The organism is Serratia sp. CY81684, assembly GCF_052166595.1.
Classification (GTDB): Bacteria; Pseudomonadota; Gammaproteobacteria; order Enterobacterales; family Enterobacteriaceae; genus Serratia; species Serratia nematodiphila.
The window spans coordinates 127,668-149,467 of record NZ_JBJNOO010000004.1 but is presented as its reverse complement, the minus strand read 5'-3'; the positions used below and the strand labels follow the sequence as shown (position 1 = coordinate 149,467).

Sequence of the window (21,800 nt, the reverse complement as noted above, 5' to 3'; positions counted from 1 at the left end):
AAAAGTTGCATTTAAATCGTCTGTCTTTCGCATCATGGAAGCCTGCCAATGACAACAAAAACTCCTCCATCGCTTGACGAAGAACCAGTCAGATTGAATGTCCCGGTATTTTTCGGCTCGGCGGCGGTGATCCTGCTGCTGGGATCGCTGGTCGTGTTGTTTCCCGCAGCCAGCAAACAGTGGTTGAACGTCGCGCAAAGTTGGGTCGCCGACGTGTTCGGCTGGTACTACATGCTGTTGATGGTCGCCTGCATGGTGTTCGTCTTCTGGCTGGCGCTGTCGCGCTTCGGCCATATTCGCCTCAGCCAGGATGACGAACCGCCGCAGTTCAGCTATCCCTCGTGGGTGGCGATGCTGTTCTCGTCGGGCATCGGCATTGCGCTGGTGTACTACGGCGCCTATGAACCGTTGGATCATTTTTTGTCGCCACCGGAAGGCAGCGGCGGCACCGTGCAGGCGGCACGGCAGGCGATGGCGCTGACCTTTTTGCATTGGGGGCTGCACGGCTGGGCGCTGTATGCGCTGATCGCCACCGCGCTGGCCTATTTCGCCTATTGCCGCGGCCTGCCGTTGGCGCTGCGCTCTGCGTTATACCCGATCTTCGGCGAGCGCACCCACGGCGGCGTCGGCCATCTGGTGGACAGCTTCGGCATTCTGGTGACGGTGATTTCGATGGTAACCAACCTGGGGATCGGCGCGCTGCTGGTGAACTCGGGGCTGTTTTATCTGTTCGATATTCCGCAAAGCACCGGCGTGCTGCTGGCGCTGATCGTGGTGATGATGGTGGTGGCCACGCTGGCGGCGGTCACCGGCGTCGAGAAGGGCATTGCGATGCTGTCGAACATCAACGTCGGCTTCCTGTGCCTGCTGCTGCTGTTCGTGTTTCTGGCCGGCCCGACGCTGAATCTGCTCAACGGCATGTTGCAGAACCTCGGCGATTATCTCACTTCGCTGGTCAGCCGCAGCTTCGATATGTATCTGTACGGCAAGGCGCGCCAGTGGCAGGGCGCCTGGACGTTGTTCTATTGGGCCTGGTGGGTGGCGTGGGCGCCGTTTGTCGGGCTGTTCATCGCGCGCATTTCCAAAGGGCGCACCATTCGTGAATTGATCTTCGGCGTGTTGCTGATCCCGCTGGGCTTCACGCTGGCGTGGCTGTCGATCTTCGGCAATACCGCCATCAGCCTGGTGTTGGAAGGCGGGCAGGCGATCCTCGGGCAGGTGGCGCAAAGCGATCCGCCGATGGCGGTGTTCAAGCTGTTCGAATACCTGCCCTATACCCAGCTGACCGCCGGTTTTGTGGTGGTGATCAGTTTCGTGCTGTTCCTGACGCCGGTGGACTCCGGCACGCTGATGATAGCGAACCTCTCCTGCCAGGGCGGCTCCGCCCACGATGACGCGCCGGCCTGGCTGCGGGTATTTTGGGCGGCGGTCACCACGTTGATCTGCGCCGGGTTGCTGTACGCCGGCAGTTTCAGCGCGATGCAGACCGCGGTGGTGCTGTGCGGCCTGCCGTTCTCGGCGGTGATCGTGTTGTACATGGTCAGCCTGCGCAAGGATCTGCGCGGTTACGCCATGACGCCGGCGCTCCCTTGAGGCGGCTTATTCGTCCGCGCGCGGCCGGTGATGCACGTATTCGATAATCGTGCCGTCCGGCAGGCACGCATTGAAACAGGCGCCGGTGGGCACTTCCACCGGGCCAAAGAAGATATCGGCCCCGGCGGCCAGCAGCCGCTGGTGGTAAGGATAAATGTCATCGACCAGCAACGTGCCGACGGTGCTGCGGAAAGGACGCAGGCTTTCTTCCGAGCCTTCCAGGATCAGAAACGGCCCCACCGCCGCCAGCACAAGCCGATGTTCGGGAAAGTCGAAACGCATATCCGCTTCCACGCCGTGCAGCCGCTCGTAAAACGCGATGGCGCGGTCAATCTCGCCTTCGTCGACGTAGACTCGGATCAGCACGCGCGGCTCGCGCAGCGATGAAGAGTCGGCGTTTTTGCGCCAAAAACCCGCTTCTGTCAGTTTTGCCGTCATTGCTCATTCCTCATGGTGGCTCGTTGCCCCGTCATCATGCCGCCGTTTGGCCGCAGGGATTAGACTGAGTTGTTATGAACTAGCAGCGGCGGAAATAAAAAAGCCCCGGTAACGGGGCAAAGACCCGCTCAGGTCGGAATCGCGGGCTAAAGCGGGCGTCAGGCGCGATGGAATTCCGGCAACACCAGTTGACCGATCTCCTGCATCGTCTCTTCCAGCGGCCGCTGGTTGCGGCGGAAATGCAGGCCGATGTGGTTGACCCCGGCGTCACGCATGGCGCTCAGTTCCTGAATCAATCCATTGCGGCCGCTCTTGATGCCGAAGCGATGGCGCTGAATCGGCGCGTCGGCGTTATCGGTGAGGTCGAGATGAATAAAGCTGACGTAGGGCTTGTCACCGGCTACGTTACGCCAGAGTTTGACTCGCGAAACGTGGTCCGCAGGCGTGCCGGGATACGACAGCCAGCCATCCATATTTTTGCCCACCCACTCGGGCGTTTGTTGCGCCAGCCCGGCGACCAGCAGCGGCGGCGGCGGCGTGGCCGGCAGCAGGCGCAATCCGGGCTGGAGCGCGCTGTCGGCTTCACCTTTGAGAATGCCGACGCTGGTGCGGAAGTTTTCACCGCGCGCGGCGTAATCGGCGCCGAACAGCGGGTACTCCACGGGGCGATCGCCGCTGGCGACGCCGAGCAGCAGACGATCGCCGCTCAGCGTTTGCAACGTGGAAGCCGCTTTGCGCACCAGCCAAGGCTGGCGCAGCGGCAGCACCACGGCCGCGGTGCCCAGCAGAATATTGCGCGTCAGGCTGGACAGGTAGCCGAGGTAGGTAAAGGTCTCAAACACCTGCGCGGCGTCGCCGAAGTCAGGATCGTACAGCGGCACGTCGCGAACCCAGGCGGCGCGAAAGCCGAGCTCATCGGCCAGCTTGATGCGCGCAGCGTGTTCACTCATGTCCGGCACGCCGAACGGCCGCCCGTCCTGCTGGCGTTTCAGCTGCCCGCTGGTGGACCAATCATTGTCCAACGGCAGCTCAATACCGATGGAAAGTGGCTCCCGGGTTAGTCTTTCGATGCTCATGTGTCACTCCGTCTCAGGCCTTGCGGCGCGGTGTCGAACGATGGCACGAAGTGTTGCATGACGATTAATTGAGATAAACAGCCCTAATCGCAATAGATAATTGCTGTTGCGAGCATAATTACCTTGCAGGATACGGCATGATTGCCGTGATTTACGTCACGCTCTGCGCTTTTGCTATTGTCCAGATGAAATTATGTAACTCTGCCAATAGCCTTTCCCTCATAAGAGTTAGTTTGTTGTGCGGCAATAAAATAAAACTAAATGATTCAATAGATAAAAATAAAACTGAATATTCCCCAGCGTTCATTCAACACGGGTAAAAAATTAATAAGCCTGAAGAGTGATCGTTGAGATTATTCGAAAATGGCGTGAAAATAGGCGTTTTTAACCGAAGAAAAATACCCGTTATTATTTTATTGTCTGTAAAAACAGAGGGGTAAAATATCTTTTTGTGATAATGCGATTTTAAAATAGTACCGAACAAAAACTTCATTCGTCTCTAAGAAAGCGCCGGTTGACAGACCGCCGGCTTACGATAATTTTATGTCATTAACATGTTAATGAGTTGTTGTCGTGACGGAGGGCCAATTTCTCTCTTGGCCGTGCGCTTAACACACTTATGCCATGGCGGCTTGCCATTCATAAGTTAACTTATGGACAAATGACGCTATGAATACATCGCCAGAGCCTCGCAGCGCATTAAGTGAAGAGAACCGGTTGCTGATTATTTTATTTTTCGTTTTCGGCTGCGTGTTCGTCGACCGCCTGACCATCTCGTTTCTGTTTCCGATGATTGCCGCCGACCTCAAGCTCAGCAACGTGCATCTCGGCACCCTGTCGGCGGTGCTGGCGTTAACCTGGGCGCTGTCTGGCGCCGGGCTGGGGGCGATAGCCGATCGTTTTAATATCCGTAAACCGATGCTGATCCTGTCGATCCTGGTGTTTTCGCTGTTCTCCGCGCTGTCGGGGTTGGTCAGTGGCTTTGCCATGCTATTGATCTTCCGGGCGTTGATGGGGATCGCCGAAGGGCCGGTATTGCCGATCGCACAGTCGTTGATGGTGGAAAAATCGCAGCCGCAGCGCCGCGGTTTCAACATGGGATTGATCCAGGGCGCGGCGCCGGGATTGTTGGGCGGTATTATCGCGCCGCCGCTGATCATCTATCTGGCGCAGAAGTGGGGCTGGAGCATGGCGTTTCACCTGACCGCCGTGCCGGGCATCATTCTGGCGTGGCTGATCTATCGCTATGTGAACGGCAAGAAGGATCCCGCTTTCAGCGCAGTGCCGGCGGCCGACAAGACGGCGAACAAAGGTGCTTACGGCGAGTTGTTCAAAATCAAGAACGTGGCGCTGTGCATTCTGATCTCCTGTGTGTTCGTCACCTGGTTCATGATCATCATTACCTTCACCCCCAACTTTTTGGTGACCGACCGCGGCTTCGGCGAAGGCACGATGGGCGGCATCATGAGCGCCGTCGGCGCCGCCTGGGTGTTCTGGGGCGTGGCGGTGCCGGCGATTTCCGATCGCTTCGGCCGCAAGCCGACGCTGATCTTCTTTTCGCTGCTGGCGGTGTGCTGCCCGCTGTTTCTGAGCTACGTCGATAACCCGTGGTTGCTGGGCGTGCTGGTGTTCCTGTCTTATACCGGCCTTGGCTGTTTCACGCTGTTTATGGCCACCATCCCGTCTGAAACGGTGTCGCCGGCGCGCATCGCTACCGCGTTGGGGCTGGTGATGGGAATTGGCGAGGTGATTGGCGGCTGCCTGGCGCCGTTTATCGCCGGGCTGATCGCCGATCGCTACGGGCTGGTCAGCGTGATGTGGCTGGCGGCCGCCGGCGCCGTGTGCGCCGGCGTACTGAGTTGTTTTCTCGATGAAACTGCCCCTGCCGTGGTGAACCGCCGAGCGGTGAAACCGGCGGGCGTCGCCGACGTCTGAGGCGATTTTCATCCCATTCAATCAAGGAGAGCGAAGATGTCAGCAGAACCATCCGTACTGAATCAAAATGCCGAACCTGACTGGAAGAATTACGACGATTTCGCGCGCGGCATCGACACCAACCGGCTGCCGGGCACTCAGGACTGGCGTGGCAAAACGTTGCAGATCGCCTTTGAAGACGGCGGGGAAATCACGCTGCGTTTCAGCGCCGATCGGCAGCGGGTGCTGTGGGCCTGGAGCGGGGAGAGCGGCGAGGACGCTTACGAAGAGGTGCAAACCTCCGCCGCGCGCTATTTCTTCAATATTCCGCTGCAGTCGCCAGGCAACGAATGCCTGACGCTGGTGCTCAACCGCGACAGCGGCCGGGCGCTGCTGGTGCGCAGCACGCTGTTGCCCGAACAAACGGTGGAAAAGGGATCCCGCCTTAAGCAAAGCTTCCACGTTGGGCAGATTGCCGGCGTCCCGCCGGGCGGCGTCGCCCCGCATCTGACCCGCGAGCTGATCGGTTATCGCACGCTGAACGTTTACAGCCCCAACCACTATTACGAACACTTCTACGTCAACACTGAGCGCTACGCCTGGCAAAACCTGCGCGGCGAACAATTCGGCCACGGCGACATGGACTACGCCACTTACTACAAGTTTGAAGACGAGATGTTCCTGTTCACCTTCCGGGAAAAGATTATCCCGGTGTGCTCGGTGTTCTTCTTCGACTTTATCTCCGGGCGCTGCACCGGCACCTTCCTCGGGTTGGACGCCGCCGGCCGGGTTCTGGTGTCACCGGCCGGGGCCTTCATCAGCAAGATGAGCTACAACGCCTACCCGGAGGGCGTGCAGCCGCTGTGAGTCAGGCGTTTCTGACCAGCGATCCGGCGTTGATCTCCGCAATGGTTTTCGCGCCGGTGAGCGTCATGGCGACGCGCATCTCTTTGTCGATCAGATCCAGCAAGTTAGCCACCCCGGCTTCGCCGGCCGCCGCCAGCGCATAGACGAAGGCGCGCCCCAGCAGCACGCTGTCGGCGCCCAGCGCGATCATGCGCACCACGTCCAGGCCGCTGCGGATGCCGGAGTCGGCCAGCAGGGTGATGTCGCCTTTCACCGCGTCGGCGATCGCCGGCATGGCGCGCGCGGTCGACAGCACGCCGTCCAGCTGGCGGCCGCCGTGGTTGGAGACGATGATGCCGTCGGCGCCGAAGCGCACCGCGTCTTTGGCGTCTTCCGGATCAAGAATGCCTTTGATGATCATCGGGCCGTCCCAGAATTCGCGGATCCACTCCAGATCTTTCCAGGAAATCGACGGATCGAAGTTGGCGCCCAGCCAGCCGATGTAGTCTTCCAGGCTGGTCGGTTTGCCGCGGTAGGCTGAGACGTTGCCCAGATCGTGCGGCTTGCCGAGCAGGCCGACGTCCCAGGCCCACTGCGGATGGGTAAACGCCTGCAGCACGCGGCGCAGGGCGGCGTTAGGGCCACTCATCCCCGAGTGGGCGTCGCGGTAACGGGCGCCCGGCACCGGCATGTCGACGGTGAACACCAGCGTTTTCACGCCGGCGGCCTTGGCGCGCTCCAGCGCGTTGCGCATAAAGCCGCGATCTTTCAGCACGTAAAGCTGGAACCACATCGGCCGATCGATCGCCGGCGCCACCTCTTCGATCGGGCAGACCGACACGGTGGACAGCGTGAACGGAATGCCTTTTTTGGCCGCGGCGCGCGCGGCCTGCACTTCACCGCGGCGGGCGTACATGCCGGTCAGCCCCACCGGCCCCAGCGCCACCGGCATCGCCAGCTGCTCGCCGAACAGCGTGGTTTCCAGGCTGAGTTCGGACATATTGCGCAGCACGCGCTGGCGCAAGGCGATATCGGCCAGGTCTGCGGTATTGCGCTTCAGCGTATGCTCCGCGTAGGCCCCGCCGTCGATGTAGTGAAACAGAAACGGCGGCAGTTTGGCCTGGGCGGCGGCCCGGTAGTCGGTTGACGCGGAGATGATCATAGTGTTTACCTTCTTGTCTTGCTTGCGATAACGAGTTGTCGGTCAGAGCGTGAGGATCGCCGCCATACCGGCCGCAATCCCGCCGTACGCCAGCATCGGCAGCACGGTCTTTCTGATGATTTTGCCTTCGGCGTTGCCGATCCCGAGGATCGAGCAGACCGCGATAATGTTGTTCAGGCACACCATGTTGCCCATGGCGCCGCCGACGGACTGCAAGGCCAGCGTCAGGTTGACGTCAAGATCGCTGCTCTGGGCGATCGACTGCTGAATGCCGCCGAACGTCAGGTTCGAGACGGTATTGGAACCGGAGAAGAACGATCCCAGCGCGCCGAGGAATGACGAGAACAACAGCCAGCTACCGCCGGTCAGCGCCGCCAGCGCTTTGCCGATCAGGATCACCGGCGCGTTGTCGCCGCCCTGCATCATCAGGTTGACCATCACCAGCGCGCCGAACAGCGCAATAAAGGGCCGCGCGATGCGCCCGCCGGTTTCGCTGAACATTTGCCGCACCTGGCCGCCATTCAGCCGGAACAGCGGAATGCACAGCAGCACCACCAACAGGAACGGGATCAGCGCCGGGACATACAGCGTTTTGTAGCCGGCGGCGGCGGTGGTGCCCAGCACCTGCTGCAGTTCGACGATCAGCGCCCGGCTGATGCGCAGCTCTCCGAGCCAGCCGAGGTTTTCCCGCCACAGCAGCGCGGTGTTGTTGAGCAGCGCTTTGAGGCCCAGCTGGTGGACGCGCGTCACTATCAGAATAGCAATCAGCAGCAGGGTCGGGGTCATGGCCTTGACCACCTGCATGAACGGCACCGCCTGCCCGGCGCTCTGCGGTTTGTCGCCGCGGGCGAGGCCGATACCGCCGCGCGCCAGCAGCACTGAAAGCGCCAGGCCGATCGCGCCGCCGACCAGCGCCGGGAACTCATAGTTCACCTGGGCCAGCAACAGATAGGGCACAGTGCAGCTCAGCACGCTGAGCAGGATAAACGGCAGGTTGCGGCGGATATCCCGCCAGGAAACGATAAAGCGCAGCGCCAGCAGAGGAATGACGAAGCCGGCGACGAAGTGGATCAGCGCGGTTTGCCGGCCGATCTCCAGCAGGCTGGTGTCCGACAGGCCGAGATTGGCAAAGCCGAACCAGGTAGGGGTGCCCACGGCGCCGAAGGAGACCGGTACCGAGTTCATCACCAGCGTCAGCAGGGCGACGCGCAGCGGGTTGAAGCCCAGCCCGACCAGAATCGGCGCGGCGATGGCGGCCGGGGTGCCGAAGCCGCTGGCGCCCTCGATCATAAAGGCGAACGCCCAGCCGATAATCATCAGTTGGGCCACGGGATTGGGGCTGATGGTTTCCAGCCAGCGGCGCACCACGTTTTCCGCGCCGCTTACCTGCATCAGTTTGTTGAGCAGGATAGCGCCGGCAATGATGGTGATCGGCGTCAGCGTCGACACCAGCGCGGTGATGATATTGGCATGCAGCAGCCGCAGCGAGGCATCGAACCACAGGAGCTGTACGGCATACACCACGGCGGCCGTCAGCGGCAGGGCGAGGTAAGAGGGCACGCCATTCCTTTTGGTCATCATCCAAATCAGCAGGACGATGGGCGCAATACTGAAAAGCAGGGGCATAAGATCCTCAGGGTTATTATTTTTATGGGCAGAGATATGTAGCTGAAAGGTTAATTACCGCAACATTTTCATTCTAATCACAACGTTGGCGACGATGCCATGCGGTAATTTTTTAACATCGGCGAACGGCGCCGGCGGTGGGAAACTGGCCGGCAGGAGGCGTTAAATTAACTGCTTTAAAATCAGTTTGATAGGAAGAAATTTTGTGTGATGAATGCGTGAGCTCACATTAATTAAGCGGTAATGTTCAATAGTTCATGTCCAAAAATGCGGTAATCCCCACGTCTTTTTACGGCCGCAGGGAAATAATCAGAGCAGGGAACTCAAAAATAATGGCTGATATTTTGGTAGGAACCGATGATATGTTCGATCAGCAGACGGGTTTTTAACGGCAGATTGCGGGTGTAAGGATAAACGGCGTAAATGCCCAGCACTTTGCCGCAGTGGCCGGCCAGGATCTCCGTCAGTTTACCGTCCTGCAAATCTTCATACACCATGCAGCGCGGCACCATGGCGATGCCGTGGCCGCCGATCACCGCTTTGCGGATCGCCCGCGCATTGTTGGCCGACAGGTTGCCGTTAACCTGCAGCTCGTAGATGTCGTTGCGCCCCGGCCGCTTCATCAGCCAGTTGGCGGTGCCGCTCTCCTGGTAGGTGTAGGTCAGGCAGTTGTGGCCGAGCAGGTCTTCGGCGCTGCGCGGTTCCGGGTGGCTTTCCAGGTAGCCCGGCGAGCAGACGATCACCCAGCGGGAATCGAAGATCGGCCGGGCAATCAGGCTGGAATCCGGCATGGTGCCGGTGCGGATCGCCAGATCGATGCCTTCTTCCACCAGATCGACGAAGCGGTTTTCCAGCCGCATTTCGACCTTCAGGCTGGGATGTAGGGCGCAAAATTCCGCCACGCTTTCGCTCAGCAACAGCTCGCCCGAAATGGTCGGCACCGACATACGGATGGTGCCGGTCAACTCTTCGCTCTTTTCGCTGACGGCGTACAGCGCCTCCTGCACTTTGGCGCCGATCTCTTTGGCCTGCTGGTAGAGCGCCTGGCCGCTTTCGGTCAGCGTCAGGCTGCGGGTGGTGCGGTACAGCAGGCGGGCACCCAGCGATTTTTCCAGCCGCCCGATGCGTTTGCTGACCACCGAGCTGGTGATGCCGGCGCTCTCCGCGGCCTTGCTGAACGACCCGCAGTCGACAATCAGGGCAAACAGAATCAGGTCGTTGGCGTATTCGTGAGTGGCGAGCATGGGCATCCTAAAGAGTGAGAATCCTGTTGCCCAGTGTAAGTCCGGCGCGGCAGGAAGCAATCTTTTCAGCCTGTTTCCAGCGCCGATTAACTGGTCGGATCTGAACTTTTCTTGGTTAATTACCTCTTAAACTGAGAATTATCCTTCAAATAAATCATGGCTATTCCTGGGTTGGAATTAACTTTCATGTTTTTATAAGCGATTAAATTAGAATAATCCTTGTATCAAGCGTTACTTATTTCACTAAGGCTGCGGCCTGGTGTAAATAATTGTATTGATCTGCTTGTATGAGAGGGCTATTATTTTTTTCGCAGCGCTCTCATTGTTATCAATTAAATGTTTTTCAATGTATTGAAGTATTACTCTGTCTTGCAGGCAGAGTGATGGGTAGTGTGTTTATATTTTAATATATATAAGGATATTGTAATGAAGAAAATCAATCTGTCTGAAGCGGAAAACATCGTCGGCGGTACTTTTGTGTGTACCAAGGCATTCGCCTGGGTGGGCAGTGGCAACAATAGAACCTGCCAGCTGGTGAAAACCTGCGCGAATAAATTCGGTGGCGTCCAGAAGTACTATTATCCGGCACCGACGGCGAGCTGCCCGACGAATCCAACCACGCCAAGCTAAGGCGGGTAGACCACCTGCATTTGGATGAGTGGTGGGCAGGCGGGCAGCGTTCACGCTGTCCCGCCTGATATCGGGCGAAGCAGTCGTCTTTAGCTTTTTATTATTTACGGTGTTAATTCTTTTACACACGTTCACTCTGCCAAGTGAATATTAATTAATGCGCAGGATGCGTCCGTTATGTATAAACGTCCCATGCTTTTTATCAGCTACACGCTCGTTATTATTTTCGCCTCTTCTTTTTTGACCGCGCTTTATTTCCAGCATTACGTTATGGCCTCGCCGGCGGCGGAAAGCCTGAGTTTTCTCTCTTCGGAAAAAGTCGAGCAAAGCCCGTTGCAAGACGACAATACGATTGTCGAAGTGTTCTCTTACGCCTGTCATTATTGTGAAGTCAATGAGAGCGGCGTGGCCGAGCTGGAAAAACGTTTACCAGCGGGTGCCAAATTGGTGCGTTTGCATCTCAGCGACGACGATCACGCCGGCATGGCGGCCTTTGCGCCCCTCTTCGCCACCCTGACGGTCATGGGGATCGAGGCGCAGCACCGTCCCGCCGCTTACCGCGCCATTATCAAAGAAAACCTCAATCTGGCGGATGAAAAGCAGCTCAGTGCCTGGTTGGTGGCCAACGGCATCGACGAGGCCGCTTATCAGCGGGCCAGAGATTCAGAGCGGGTCAAGGAACTGTTGGCGTATATGACGGCGGTAAGTCGTTATTACCAGGTCAACGCGACCCCCAGCTTTATCGTCAATCGCAAATGGCTGGCGTTGCAAGACCGCGAGTTTTCCGCTTTCAGCCGGCAACTGCTGTCGCTGTTGCAGCACGATAAGCCGCTGGCTCCCTGATGCGCCTGCTTGCGGTTCGAGGCTATCTGGCCTGGCGTAACGGCCTGGACGCCGTGGCGCGTCTCTCGGCTGTTCGCACCGGGGTGAGCCGGAGTCTGACGTGCGCTCTGCTGCGGCGCATGGATTATCGCCTGTGGCTAAAGATGCTGAGGCGGTTGAGGTGGGGTTTGCAGCAACGCCGTTTTCGCCACCGGCAAGCGGTTGCTGAAGCGAATCGCCAAAGTCTGTTGGGCGACGGCAGGCTGGACTTCGCCTGGCTGATGCAGCGGCGGCAATGGCTGGATTTGGCGGCGCTCCAGGCTCGCAATGCCGCGTTGATGGAACATTTGGCGCAGTGCACCTCACAGCTCAATCAGGTGGTGGAGCCGCTGCATCGCGCCGGGGTGCCGGTGTTGTTGGCGCCGATGCACACGGTTTCCGACGTGTTGGCGACGCTGGTCGGCGCGGGCGTTTATCCCGGGCGGGCAACGGTGATCGTTTCCGGCGACGTACAGACGTTAGCGCGGCGAGCGCCTGAGGGGGAATGGCGGCAGCGGCTCGACTATTGCTCGATTCACGACGATCCCCGGCATATTGCCGGCACCTTGTCGCAGGCGCTGCTGGAGGCGGCGGAGCATCGGCGCAACATCATCCTCTTCCCGGACATCACGCCGGATTACACCTTGAACAGCACCCGGGACGCCTCGGCCAAACTGGCTTGCCGTTTGTTCAACCGGCCGGCGCATTTGCACAGCGGCATCGTTCGATTATCCCGGGCGATGCGGGCTCGGGTGGTGTGCTATTCGCTTTATTACGATCGCGGCGTTCGTATTCACATAGAGGAACCGATTGCCACAGAGCAGGTCGGCCGCGCCGTGCCGGAAATCGTCGAGCGCACCCTGCGGCGACATGCGGATGATTGGCTGCTGTGGCATTCGCACTCTTTATTTTTTATCAACGAATAAGTCAGGGATATCACTACGCATGGAAAACACCCTCCCTACGCCGGTCTTGCAGAGCGAAATCAATGAGTGCGGGCTGGCCTGCATCGCCATGCTGGCGGAAACGCAGGGCGTTCGCGCGCCATTGACGGAACTGCGTGAGCGTTACCCCGCTTCGCAACACGGCACTTCGCTGGCGACGCTGTGCGCCATTTTAGGGGAGCTGGCGCTGCCGGCTTATCCGGTGGCGTTCGAGCACCGGGATCTGGCGGCGCTGCCTTTACCGGCGATTCTGCATTACGGCGCGGGCCACTATGTACTGCTGGCATATCGTCAGGGCGGTTACGTTTGCGTAATGAATCCGGCGTTGGGGCAACAGTTGCTGCCGTACGCCGCCCTGAAAGCGGAAATCAGCGGCTACGCATTGGTGCTCGATCGCGACGATTTACCGTCTACTGCCCCCGCCGCGCGGAGCCGCCGACGGGGCGCCTTCGCCAGTTTAAGCCTGAAGGATACCGCCGGCATCGCCGGCATTTATCGCCTGGCGGCGATGACGTTTCTTATCTCGCTGACGCTGTTCATCATGCCGATGATGGTCGCCAGCGCGATCAATCAGGTGTTCGCCATGGCCGGTGAGATCGCATTCCCTTACGCCTACTATCTGCTGGCGTTTGTGGCATCCACGGCGCTGGCTCTGATGGCGCGCATCATCACCGAGCGTTTTATCAAAAACTTCGTGTTGCTGCACGGCGCCGCCGGCTTTTCCCGCCTGTTGGAAAATTCGCTGAATTTCTTCAGCAAGCGCGCGCCCGGTGAGATTTTCAGCCGTTTCACCAGCTGGCAGATGGCCGCCGGCCAGAAAATCGAACTGGATAACGGCCTGCGCACCGACTGGATCATCGGAGCTATCGCACTGGCGGTGATGGGCTATTTGAGCCCGATGCTGGCGCTGGTGCCGGTTGTCGGCATGCTGCTGATGGGGGCGGTCAGCGTTTGGGCTATTTATCGCGATCGCCACTTCACCCAGCAGTTGCAGGTGAGAGGGGCGGCGCAGAATGATTTTATTCTGGAAACCATTCAAGGGTTTTCGACCATCAAGTCCGCCGGTTTGGCTGGCCAGCGGCAGGAAGGGTTCGCCGAACATGCCCGTTCGCTGTTCAACTGCCTGCAGCGGCAAAAAATCTATGAGCAGGTCAAGGGCAGCATTTATCAACTAATTGGCAGCCTGGAAATGGTGGTGTTCATGCTGCTGGCGTTGCCGTTGCTCAAAGGGGGCGAGCTCAGCTTGGGGGCATTCTTTGCCTACAGTTTTCTGCGCGAAATCTTTACCTCTTACACCAGCAAGATCTTTTTTGCCGTCCTGCAGAAAAACCAACTGCACGTTATCGATGAACGTGCGCGGGATCTGTTTCCTGCCGTATCTCTGCGTACCGGGTCTGGCGACGAAAGCGTGAACCATTTTGATGTGCAGTTGGCGTATCGGGGGGTGAGCTTCGCTTACGACGCCGGCCAACCGGTTTTACGCGACCTGTCGTTGGCGTTGGAACGGGGCGAGTGCATCGCCATCTGCGGCGGTTCCGGCGCGGGCAAGAGCACCTTGCTGAAGGTGCTCGCCTGTCTGCTGACGCCGCAGCGGGGGGAGCTGAGTCTGGATGGGCGCACACTGGCAAACGCCGCCGCGCAGCGGCTGTTCTTCCTGCAAAGCCAGGAGGACATTCTGTTCAATGCCTCTGTGTTGCAGAACATCACGCTGTTCGCGCCGTCGGCGCCGGGCCAGCAACGGCAGGTGGAACAGGTGCTGCGCAGCTTGGGGCTGGCGGACGCGGTAGCGCAGCTGCCGGGCGGCGTGAACGCCCAGGTACGGGAGAGCCATGCCGGGCTGTCGCTGGGGCAGCGGCAGCGTCTGTTGCTGGCGCGCGCCATGTATAGCCGTTGCCCGGTGTTGGTGCTGGACGAGCCAACGGCGAATCTGGATGAAAAGACTGCGGCGGCGGTGATGTCGGCTCTGGTGGCGCATTGCCGAGAAAACCGTAAAACCCTGGTGACCGTGACGCATAACTCGCGGCTGTTGCCGTTGTTCGATCGGGTGCTGCACTTGTCGCAGGGCCGGTTGGTGGCCGCCGTCGACACCAGGATGAATGACTGTGCTGAGGTGGAATGACGTGCCCGGAAAGAGACGCTGGCGGCGTGTGGCGCTGGCGGCGATCGTGTTGGGGGGGCTTGCCGGCGGGCTGTTAGAGTTGAATCGGGCACCTGAGGTATTACCGCCGCAGACGGCGCGCGTCGATCGCGGTGACATCGAAAAAAGCGTCTTGGCGACCGGGATTCTGAAACCGCTTCGGCAGGTGAACGTTGGCGCGCAGGTCAACGGTCAATTGAAAAAACTGTATGTCAAACAGGGGGACAGGGTGACTCAGGGGCAGCTGTTGGCCGAGATAGATCCGACGCTGCAACTTAACGAACTGCGCAAGTCGCAGGCCGAATTACGCAGCGCGCAGGCGCAGAAATTGGCGAGTCAGGCGCAGCTCAAGCAGTACCAGTTGGAGCTGACGCGGCAAAGGGCGCTGGCGCGCGACCGCGCCGGCGTGGCCAGCGATTTGGAAAAAGCGCAGGCGCAGCGCGACGCGCAACTGGCGCAGTTGAAAGTGAACGAGTCGCAGATCGTCCAGGCCGAGGTGGCGCAGGAAACCGCCAGGGCCAATCTGGCTTTTACCCGTATTACCGCGCCTATCGACGGCGAGGTGCTGGGCATCGTCACCCAAGAAGGGCAAACCATCGTCTCGTCGCAAAGCGCGCCGACCATTTTGGTGATGGCAGACGTGGATACGATGATGGTGCATACCCGCATATCGGAAAATGACATCTTGCAGGTGAAGACGGGGCAGCCGCTGTGGTTTTACGTCGCCGCCGATCCCAGCCGCCGATATGAGGGGGCCATGGGCGCGATACAGCAGGCACCGGCGGAGGCGCTGGAAACCGACCCACTGGGCAGGAATTCAAGCCAGCAGACGGCGGCGGTGTATTACAACGGCGTGTTTGCCGTCGCCAATGGCGAACGTCGACTGCGCACCTCGATGACGGCGCAGGTATTTATCATTACCGAACGCGCGCAGGGAGTGGTGCGGGTGCCGATGGCTGCGCTGGGCGCGGCATTGGATGAAGGGGGCTACCAGGTCAAGGTGTTGGAAGGTGAGCAGACCGTGGTACGCCGAGTGCGTATCGGTACCCGCGATCGTCGCTATGCCGAAGTGCTGGAAGGGCTGAACGCAGGGGAACGGGTGCTGCTGGAGCAGCAGCCTGATGCGGAGGACGGCCATGTCAGCTAGCACGGATCCCATTATCGTTTTGGATAACGTTTCGCGCGAGTTTCAGACCGGGGAGCAGAAAATTGCGGTCCTCAAGCGCGTTTCCCTGAGCATTCAGCGGGGGGAAATGGTCGCTATCGTCGGCGCCTCCGGTTCTGGAAAATCGACGCTGATGAACATTATCGGCTGTCTGGACAAGCCTTCTCAGGGGGACGTGCACATCAACGGGGTGGCTATTGGGCAAGCCGACGGCGATCGCCTGGCGCAGCTTCGCAGCCGGCATATCGGCTTTATCTTCCAGCGCTATCATCTGATGCCTTATCTGAGCGCCGGCGAGAATGTGGCGATCCCGGCGTTGTATACCGCCATGCCGGCCGCAGAGCGCCGCCAGCGGGCAGCGTATTTGTTGGCTCGGCTCGGGTTGGCGCAGCGCGGCGGTCATCGCCCGGCGCAGCTTTCCGGTGGGCAACAGCAGCGGGTCAGTATTGCACGCGCCCTGATGAACGGTGCGGAAATCATTTTGGCCGATGAACCGACCGGCGCGCTGGATAGCGCCAGCGGTCAGGCGTTGATGGCCATTTTGCACGAGCTGAACGCGGTCGGGCACACCGTGGTTATCGTGACGCACGATCGGCGGATCGCCGAGCAGGCACGGCGGATCATTGAGATCGGCGACGGCGAGATCGTGGCGGATCGTTGCCATGATGCCTCCCGACAGCCTGCTACGTTCGAACGGCCGCTATCGCCGGTGGCCCCCCTGAAGCGCATGGCGCCGGGCGTGGCGCTGAAAGAGGCTGTCGGCATGGCCTGGCGGGCATTGCTGGGGCATCGGATCCGGGCCGTGTTGTCGATGCTCGGCATCATTATCGGCATTGCGGCGGTGGTCTCCGCCATCGCCATCGGAGAAGGTACTCGGCGTAATATTCTCAAGGAAATCAGCCAGCTTGGCACCAGCACGTTGGAGATTCGCCCTGGCCTCGGGTGGGAAAAATCGCGCCCCGATTTTGCGCGTTCGCTGAGCGCGCGCGATGCTGCATTGCTGGCGGCGATGCCTTACGTCGACAGCATCTCGCCGGTGATCGGCACCCAACTGCTGGCCGTTCGCGAAAGCAAACAGGTGCCACTCGCCGTGATGGGCGTCGGCGAAGGGTATTTCCGCACGCAGGGCATTCGCCTGCTTTCCGGTGGCCTGTTTACCGCGCAGGATCTGAGTGAGCGCGCACCGGTAGCGGTAATTGATCCCTTGTTAAAGCAGGCGCTGTTTTCTTCCCGGCAAGACCCGGTAGGCGCGGTGTTGCTGATAACGGGCGTGCCTTATCGGGTGATTGGCGTCGCGCAGCGCCGCGGCGCCCAATATGCCGGTTCTCAACCGCTTGCCTGGCTGCCCTATACCTCCCTGACCGGCCGCATCGCCGGCGATATGCCGCTGGAATCCATTGTGATGCGAGTGAATGAAAAACTGACGCTGGAAGAAGCGAGGAGGGATGTGACCCGGCGTTTGATGGTGGAACACGGGCGGCGGGATTTCTTCACCCTGACCGACGATCAGCTGACGCAATCCATTCAGCGTGCCTCAGACTCCATGCAGTTGCTGATTACCGCGATTGCCGCCATCTCGCTGCTGGTGGGCGGCGTGGGGGTAATGAACATCATGCTGGTCTCGGTGACGGAACGGACCCATGAGATCGGTATTCGATTGGCGGTGGGCGCCGCTGAGAAGGACATTATGCGGCAGTTTTTAATTGAGGCGGTGGTGATCTGCAGCCTGGGGGGCGTGTTGGGGATCGCCTGCGCCGCGCTGGTTAAAGGGGCTCTGAGCGGATTGGCGCCGCAGGTAACGATGATCTTTACCTGGCCGCCGTTGCTGCTGGCCTGCGGATTCTCGGCGTTGATCGGTGTCGGGTTCGGGTTCTTTCCCGCTCGCACCGCCGCGCGCCTGCAGCCGGTGGAGGCGCTGGCGCGAGAATGAGCCGACTTCTGGTTTGCGGGCTGGTGATGCTGTCGCTGAGCGCCTGCGGAGGGCGGCCGATCGACCCCACGTCGCCACCGTCGCTGCCGCTGCAGTGGCGTGTGGTCGATGAACGTTCCGGTTCACTGCGGGCGGGCGTCGCCTGGTGGGAAAACTTCAATGATCCGCAACTGTCCGCGCTGATCGATGGCGTGCTGATCGCGAATCAGGATCTGGCGCTGGCCGGATTGCAGTGGCGCGAGGCCGTGTTGGAGGCCGGATTAGCGCAGGGCAATTTGACGCCGGATCTGGCCGCCAGCCTGAGCGGCCGCAATACCCGAACGTTGCGGAGCACGGCTACGCCGCAGGAAAGCTACCGTGCGGGGCTTTCTCTGAGCTATGAGCTGGATTTATGGGGCAAGCTGGCACGTATTCGCGAACAGGCCGAATGGCTGGCCGTCGCCTCGGAGTTGGACCGGCGCAATACCGCGTTGACCTTGATCGGTGCGACCGCGCGCGGGTATTGGCAGATTGCCGATTTGAATCAGCAAGTCACCTATCAGCAACAGGCGCTGGCGATCGCGTGTGAAACTTTGCGGCTGGTGACGGCTCGTTACACCGCCGGCGACGTTGGCCAATTCGAACTGTTGCAGGCGGGACAAAGTCTGTTGGCACGAGAGAATCAGCTGCATGAGCTGGAGCGACAGCGGGAAGATGCGCGTAACTCGTTGGCGTTATTGTTCGGGCGATCGCCGCTGCTGCGCTATAGCGAACGGCGTTCGTTGCCGCTTGAAGAGGTGGCTGTCGTACAGCGCCAGCCGGCGAAGGTGATTGCGCGCAGGCCGGATGTTCAGGCGGCAGAGCGCCGCCTGAGAGCGGCGCTGGCCGGTGCGGAGGCGGCCGGATTGAGTTTTTATCCGGCGCTGAGTCTGGAGGCCGGGTTGGATGCCGGCAGCGGGCTTTTCCGCCGGTGGTTCAGTGAACCTTCGCGTTCGCTGGGCGCAACGTTGACGCTGCCGTTTATCGAATGGCGCAAGATGCGTTTGTCCAGCGACAAAGCGGCGTTGCAGGCGCAGCGGGCGGAGATTCAATTTCGCGATGCGGTCTACCGCGCGCTGGCCGATGTGGACAACGCCATGCGACAACGTCTGGAAGCACAGCGGCAAATCGGCAACCAGCGGCGGCATCTGGCGATGAGCCGACAAGCCGTGGCGTTGGCGCGGCATCAATATCAGGCCGGTTCCGTCGCGCTGCAAACGCTGCTGGATGCGCAAGAGGCCGTGTTGACCAGCGAAAATTCGCTGTCGGCGCTGCAATATCGCTACCTGAACGCCACGATGCAGCTCTGGCTGGCACTGGGCGGCAACGAGGCTTTCGCATCGGGGCAAGGAGAATAAGCATGGAGAAAATAAGGCGAGTGGTGGTCACCGGTTACGGTGCCGTCACCGCGCTGGGAGGCAACGTACAGCAAAACTGGCAGGCTATCATGGCCAGCCGCCTGGCCTATCGTTATCACGATAAGTCGGCGGCGGGGATCCACGCGCGCTTTTTTGCTTTGCTGGAGTCTGAACCACCGCTGGAGGGCGTTGCCGCGCGGGTAAGCCGCCGCTTGCCCAGATTCGCCAGGTTGGCGCTTGCCGCAGCCGCGGAGGCGATCGAAATGGCGTTTTCATCCAGTTTTGTGGGGCCCGCGCACTTTTATTCGTCGTTGGAGTGCGGGGCGATTATCGGCAGCGGCTGGGGCGGCCAGGATGAGATCATGCAAAACAATGCGGACTATCTGCAATCCGGGCTAGGGCAGCTGTTTGGCTGTTTTCACGCGATGCCCAATATCGCGACCGCCATATGTGGCCAGCATTGGTTGCTGCGGGGCTATCAAGGCTCGCCGGCGGCGGCCTGCGCGACCGGCGGCATCGCGATTGGCGATGCGTTTGAGGTGATACGCAGCGGTCGCGCTTCAATGATGCTGGCCGGCGCCTCGGAGTCGTTGCGCGGCAACGGCGCGATCTGGAATATGGATGCGTTGCGTTTGTTGAGCCGGGAGCAAAAGGACATCACTAAAGCCAGTTGCCCGTTTAGTCGGGAACGCAACGGTTTCGTCCTGGCGGAAGGTGCCGCCGTGTTATGCCTTGAGGAACGGGAAGCGGCTTTAGCGCGCGGTGCGACGATTTTGGGCGAAATCAAAGGATACGGCAACTTTTCAGATGCTTTTGATCTTACCGCGCCGTCGAAGGATCCTCAGGCTAAGGTGAAAACCCTACGGCGGGCTTTGGAGCAGGCGGGGCTCGGCAGCCATGAGATCGACTATATCAATGCGCATGGTACGTCTACGCCGCAAAACGACGTGAATGAAACCGAAGCGATCAAGGCGGCGCTGGGACGCGATGCTTATCGCATACCGATTTCCAGCACGAAATCCTATACCGGGCACCTGCTTGGCGCATCCGGCAGCTTTGAGGCCATCGTCTGCCTGCAAGCATTACAGCAACAAATGATGCCGGCAACCTGCCATTTGCACGAGACCGATCCCGAATGCGATCTTGATTATATTCGCGAAGGGCATCGGCACGGTCGTCTGCGTAATGTCATGAGCCTCAGCTTCGGTTTCGGCGGCGCCAATGCGGCGCTGATATTTGGCAATCACTATGGATAACGTTAGAACGTATGGACAAATATCATCGGTTATATGAGGCGATTTGCGGCCTGTTGCATGAAGCCAGAGGGCTGGAGAGAACGATGCTGTCGGCGGATATGACGCTACAGCAGCTTGGGCTGGACAGCCTGGATTATATGGAAGTGATGTTGTTGGTTCGGCGAGAATTCGGCATTACGCTCACTGCGGAAATGCTGATCGAGCATCCTGAGTTGACCCTCGGCGAATTGTGCCACGTGATAATCCGTCAATAATTTCATCCCCCCAGGCGATCGCATGTTGAGGTAAAGCCTGGGTTTTTCGTCTGTTGTGACTGCTATTTCATCCTTACCCTTCCTGTTTCACTCTATTATCGATATCCATAATTATTAATGCTTATTCGTCAGGTTAATATGAACCCGTGGTGGTTTTTTATTCACCTTTGGGTGGTGTTATAAATGGCGAGTATTAATGACATGGCGATGTTTTTTTAGGAATATTCTTTGTTTTGCCGGTCAATTTATCAATCTTACTCTACATCGTGCCCGGTAGTGATAATGCAAGCTAAAGCAAACAGGGACCTGCGCGGTGATAATACCGGGGATCTGCGGAACCCATTCACAATAGCGCCTCACAGGGGCGGCTGGCGCCGGTGATAATAACGCCTGTCGCGCTGTTCGCATTTGGCAAATCCGCTATACTCCGCGCTGGATGCAGGAACCTATCCATAAGCCAGGGGCTACCCTGAGTGTCCATTGTGGTGATGTAAAAGGAAAATGACAGCCACATTTTTCCTCTCAAAGTAATGAGGTTGTATGTCTAATCGTAAATATCTGACGCCTTCCGAAGTGGAGAGACTGCTTGAGGTCACGCTGCATGGAAAGAATCCAGAACGCGATTATTGTTTGATTTACATGTGTTTTATTCATGGGTGTCGCGCCAGTGAAATAGGGGGATGGCGTTTGTCGGATATCGATCTGGAGGGCGGTAATATCTATGTGCATCGGTTGAAAAATGGCTTTTCCACCGTGCATCCGCTTTATCTGCGCGAAAGACAATGTCTGAGGCGCTGGTTGGATAAGCGTCAGCGGCACCGCTGGGCCGATCGGGAGTGGCTGTTCCTTTCCAACCGCGGCGGCCGTCTGTCGCGCCAACGGATTTACGGGTTGATTCGCCATTACAGCAAGGCAGCCAAATTGGAGGTCAACGCTCACCCACATATGCTGCGGCATGGCTGTGGATTTGCATTGGCGGACCGCGGTATCGATACCCGTTTAATCCAGGATTACCTCGGGCACCGAAATATCCAGAATACGGTGATTTATACCGCCAGCAATGCGCAGCGCTTTAAGGAAATTTGGTAAGTATGATTTAAGTTAATAACGTTAAGGAGTCACTTTGAACTAAACTGAAACATACTGTAAGGACGCGTAAAAACAATGTCAATATTCCCATGCTTCCTTTCCTGTTTAAAGCTTAATTTCATTTAAAAACAGTGCCTTGTGATTTCATCTCGTGTCATGCCTTCCCTCTGATTCTAAGTAAAATCCTAATCAAAGTTCCACGGCTTTAAATCATTGAGTTAACACCTTGGTTTTTTAGTCTGATTTGTCAGTCATTCAT

General features: G+C 58.9%; 18 protein-coding genes. 13 read left to right on the top strand and 5 right to left on the bottom strand.

What is annotated here, in order from left to right; translation table 11 throughout:
• Positions 1-48 precede the first annotated feature (48 nt).
• The gene (locus tag ACJ8QF_RS15720; RefSeq protein WP_033645643.1) at positions 49-1,593 is read left to right on the top strand and encodes a BCCT family transporter; all 1,545 of its coding nucleotides are present in this window, start codon (positions 49-51) and stop codon (positions 1,591-1,593) included.
• A 6-nt stretch (positions 1,594-1,599) separates the two neighbouring features.
• On the opposite strand, the gene ACJ8QF_RS15715 is transcribed toward ACJ8QF_RS15720, so the two are convergent.
• Positions 1,600-2,031 (bottom strand): VOC family protein, encoded by a 432-nt coding sequence (locus ACJ8QF_RS15715; protein WP_197753844.1) that lies wholly within the window; start codon positions 2,029-2,031, stop codon positions 1,600-1,602.
• Positions 2,032-2,189: 158 nt separating this feature from the next.
• Positions 2,190-3,107, bottom strand: coding sequence for a TIGR03571 family LLM class oxidoreductase (locus ACJ8QF_RS15710; RefSeq protein WP_004931740.1), 918 nt, complete (start codon positions 3,105-3,107; stop codon positions 2,190-2,192).
• Between the two features lie 669 nt (positions 3,108-3,776).
• Between ACJ8QF_RS15710 and ACJ8QF_RS15705 the strand changes: the two genes are divergently transcribed.
• Both ACJ8QF_RS15705 and ACJ8QF_RS15700 read left to right on the top strand, forming a co-directional pair.
• A complete protein-coding gene (locus ACJ8QF_RS15705) occupies positions 3,777-5,042 on the top strand; it encodes an MFS transporter (RefSeq protein ID WP_050561918.1) in 1,266 nt (421 codons plus the stop codon).
• A gap of 36 nt (positions 5,043-5,078) precedes the next feature.
• The gene (locus ACJ8QF_RS15700; RefSeq protein WP_004931744.1) at positions 5,079-5,888 is read left to right on the top strand and encodes a MoaF C-terminal domain-containing protein; all 810 of its coding nucleotides are present in this window, start codon (positions 5,079-5,081) and stop codon (positions 5,886-5,888) included.
• A gap of 1 nt (position 5,889) precedes the next feature.
• Here the strand turns inward: ACJ8QF_RS15700 and lldD are convergent, their stop codons facing one another.
• The 3 genes from lldD to ACJ8QF_RS15685 form a co-directional block, all read right to left on the bottom strand.
• Positions 5,890-7,029 carry an FMN-dependent L-lactate dehydrogenase LldD gene (lldD, locus tag ACJ8QF_RS15695; RefSeq protein WP_004931747.1) on the bottom strand — a complete coding sequence of 380 codons (1,140 nt, stop codon included), beginning with the start codon at positions 7,027-7,029 and terminating at the stop codon, positions 5,890-5,892.
• Between the two features lie 42 nt (positions 7,030-7,071).
• Positions 7,072-8,655, bottom strand: coding sequence for an L-lactate permease (locus ACJ8QF_RS15690; RefSeq protein WP_442537677.1), 1,584 nt, complete (start codon positions 8,653-8,655; stop codon positions 7,072-7,074).
• A gap of 323 nt (positions 8,656-8,978) precedes the next feature.
• Positions 8,979-9,899: a LysR family transcriptional regulator gene (locus tag ACJ8QF_RS15685; protein WP_049186844.1), complete on the bottom strand. Its 921-nt coding sequence runs from the start codon at positions 9,897-9,899 to the stop codon at positions 8,979-8,981.
• A gap of 426 nt (positions 9,900-10,325) precedes the next feature.
• On the opposite strand from ACJ8QF_RS15685, the gene ACJ8QF_RS15680 reads away from it, so the two are divergent.
• The 10 genes from ACJ8QF_RS15680 to ACJ8QF_RS15635 all read left to right on the top strand — a co-directional run bounded on the left by ACJ8QF_RS15680 (position 10,326) and on the right by ACJ8QF_RS15635 (position 21,541).
• Positions 10,326-10,529: a DUF4762 family protein gene (locus ACJ8QF_RS15680; RefSeq protein ID WP_004931753.1), complete on the top strand. Its 204-nt coding sequence runs from the start codon at positions 10,326-10,328 to the stop codon at positions 10,527-10,529.
• A gap of 177 nt (positions 10,530-10,706) precedes the next feature.
• The gene (locus tag ACJ8QF_RS15675) at positions 10,707-11,372 is read left to right on the top strand and encodes a DsbA family protein (RefSeq protein ID WP_442522421.1); all 666 of its coding nucleotides are present in this window, start codon (positions 10,707-10,709) and stop codon (positions 11,370-11,372) included.
• Positions 11,372-12,316 carry an ABC transporter gene (locus ACJ8QF_RS15670; RefSeq protein ID WP_442537676.1) on the top strand — a complete coding sequence of 315 codons (945 nt, stop codon included), beginning with the start codon at positions 11,372-11,374 and terminating at the stop codon, positions 12,314-12,316. Before ACJ8QF_RS15675 ends, ACJ8QF_RS15670 begins: the two co-directional genes overlap by 1 nt.
• A 19-nt stretch (positions 12,317-12,335) precedes the next feature.
• Positions 12,336-14,453 carry a peptidase domain-containing ABC transporter gene (locus tag ACJ8QF_RS15665; RefSeq protein WP_442537675.1) on the top strand — a complete coding sequence of 706 codons (2,118 nt, stop codon included), beginning with the start codon at positions 12,336-12,338 and terminating at the stop codon, positions 14,451-14,453.
• Positions 14,431-15,618 carry an efflux RND transporter periplasmic adaptor subunit gene (locus ACJ8QF_RS15660; protein WP_442537674.1) on the top strand — a complete coding sequence of 396 codons (1,188 nt, stop codon included), beginning with the start codon at positions 14,431-14,433 and terminating at the stop codon, positions 15,616-15,618. Before ACJ8QF_RS15665 ends, ACJ8QF_RS15660 begins: the two co-directional genes overlap by 23 nt.
• On the top strand, positions 15,608-17,566 hold the full coding sequence (locus ACJ8QF_RS15655; protein WP_442537673.1) for an ABC transporter permease: 1,959 nt from the start codon (positions 15,608-15,610) through the stop codon (positions 17,564-17,566). Before ACJ8QF_RS15660 ends, ACJ8QF_RS15655 begins: the two co-directional genes overlap by 11 nt.
• The gene (locus ACJ8QF_RS15650; RefSeq protein ID WP_342579283.1) at positions 17,563-18,942 is read left to right on the top strand and encodes an efflux transporter outer membrane subunit; all 1,380 of its coding nucleotides are present in this window, start codon (positions 17,563-17,565) and stop codon (positions 18,940-18,942) included. Before ACJ8QF_RS15655 ends, ACJ8QF_RS15650 begins: the two co-directional genes overlap by 4 nt.
• 2 nt (positions 18,943-18,944) lie before the next feature.
• Positions 18,945-20,198 (top strand): beta-ketoacyl-[acyl-carrier-protein] synthase family protein, encoded by a 1,254-nt coding sequence (locus ACJ8QF_RS15645; protein ID WP_033645646.1) that lies wholly within the window; start codon positions 18,945-18,947, stop codon positions 20,196-20,198.
• Positions 20,199-20,209: 11 nt separating this feature from the next.
• A complete protein-coding gene (locus tag ACJ8QF_RS15640; protein WP_004931779.1) occupies positions 20,210-20,452 on the top strand; it encodes an acyl carrier protein in 243 nt (80 codons plus the stop codon).
• A gap of 540 nt (positions 20,453-20,992) precedes the next feature.
• Positions 20,993-21,541: a tyrosine-type DNA invertase gene (locus ACJ8QF_RS15635; RefSeq protein ID WP_442537672.1), complete on the top strand. Its 549-nt coding sequence runs from the start codon at positions 20,993-20,995 to the stop codon at positions 21,539-21,541.
• The last annotated feature ends 259 nt before the right edge of the window (positions 21,542-21,800 follow it).

Excerpts from the sequence above, each read along its gene's own strand:
- ACJ8QF_RS15685 (WP_049186844.1), bottom strand. The coding sequence starts at position 9,899 with ATGCTCGCCACTCACGAATACGCCAACGACCTGATTCTGTTTGCCCTG.
- ACJ8QF_RS15700 (WP_004931744.1), top strand. The coding sequence starts at position 5,079 with ATGTCAGCAGAACCATCCGTACTGAATCAAAATGCCGAACCTGACTGG.
- ACJ8QF_RS15670 (WP_442537676.1), top strand. The coding sequence starts at position 11,372 with ATGCGCCTGCTTGCGGTTCGAGGCTATCTGGCCTGGCGTAACGGCCTG.
- ACJ8QF_RS15720 (WP_033645643.1), top strand. The coding sequence starts at position 49 with ATGACAACAAAAACTCCTCCATCGCTTGACGAAGAACCAGTCAGATTG.
- ACJ8QF_RS15635 (WP_442537672.1), top strand. The coding sequence starts at position 20,993 with ATGTCTAATCGTAAATATCTGACGCCTTCCGAAGTGGAGAGACTGCTT.
- ACJ8QF_RS15655 (WP_442537673.1), top strand. The coding sequence starts at position 15,608 with ATGTCAGCTAGCACGGATCCCATTATCGTTTTGGATAACGTTTCGCGC.
- ACJ8QF_RS15645 (WP_033645646.1), top strand. The coding sequence starts at position 18,945 with ATGGAGAAAATAAGGCGAGTGGTGGTCACCGGTTACGGTGCCGTCACC.
- ACJ8QF_RS15705 (WP_050561918.1), top strand. The coding sequence starts at position 3,777 with ATGAATACATCGCCAGAGCCTCGCAGCGCATTAAGTGAAGAGAACCGG.
- ACJ8QF_RS15650 (WP_342579283.1), top strand. The coding sequence starts at position 17,563 with ATGAGCCGACTTCTGGTTTGCGGGCTGGTGATGCTGTCGCTGAGCGCC.
- ACJ8QF_RS15710 (WP_004931740.1), bottom strand. The coding sequence starts at position 3,107 with ATGAGCATCGAAAGACTAACCCGGGAGCCACTTTCCATCGGTATTGAG.
- ACJ8QF_RS15660 (WP_442537674.1), top strand. The coding sequence starts at position 14,431 with ATGACTGTGCTGAGGTGGAATGACGTGCCCGGAAAGAGACGCTGGCGG.
- ACJ8QF_RS15680 (WP_004931753.1), top strand. The coding sequence starts at position 10,326 with ATGAAGAAAATCAATCTGTCTGAAGCGGAAAACATCGTCGGCGGTACT.
- ACJ8QF_RS15690 (WP_442537677.1), bottom strand. The coding sequence starts at position 8,655 with ATGCCCCTGCTTTTCAGTATTGCGCCCATCGTCCTGCTGATTTGGATG.
- ACJ8QF_RS15715 (WP_197753844.1), bottom strand. The coding sequence starts at position 2,031 with ATGACGGCAAAACTGACAGAAGCGGGTTTTTGGCGCAAAAACGCCGAC.
- ACJ8QF_RS15640 (WP_004931779.1), top strand. The coding sequence starts at position 20,210 with ATGGACAAATATCATCGGTTATATGAGGCGATTTGCGGCCTGTTGCAT.
- ACJ8QF_RS15665 (WP_442537675.1), top strand. The coding sequence starts at position 12,336 with ATGGAAAACACCCTCCCTACGCCGGTCTTGCAGAGCGAAATCAATGAG.
- ACJ8QF_RS15675 (WP_442522421.1), top strand. The coding sequence starts at position 10,707 with ATGTATAAACGTCCCATGCTTTTTATCAGCTACACGCTCGTTATTATT.
- lldD (WP_004931747.1), bottom strand. The coding sequence starts at position 7,029 with ATGATCATCTCCGCGTCAACCGACTACCGGGCCGCCGCCCAGGCCAAA.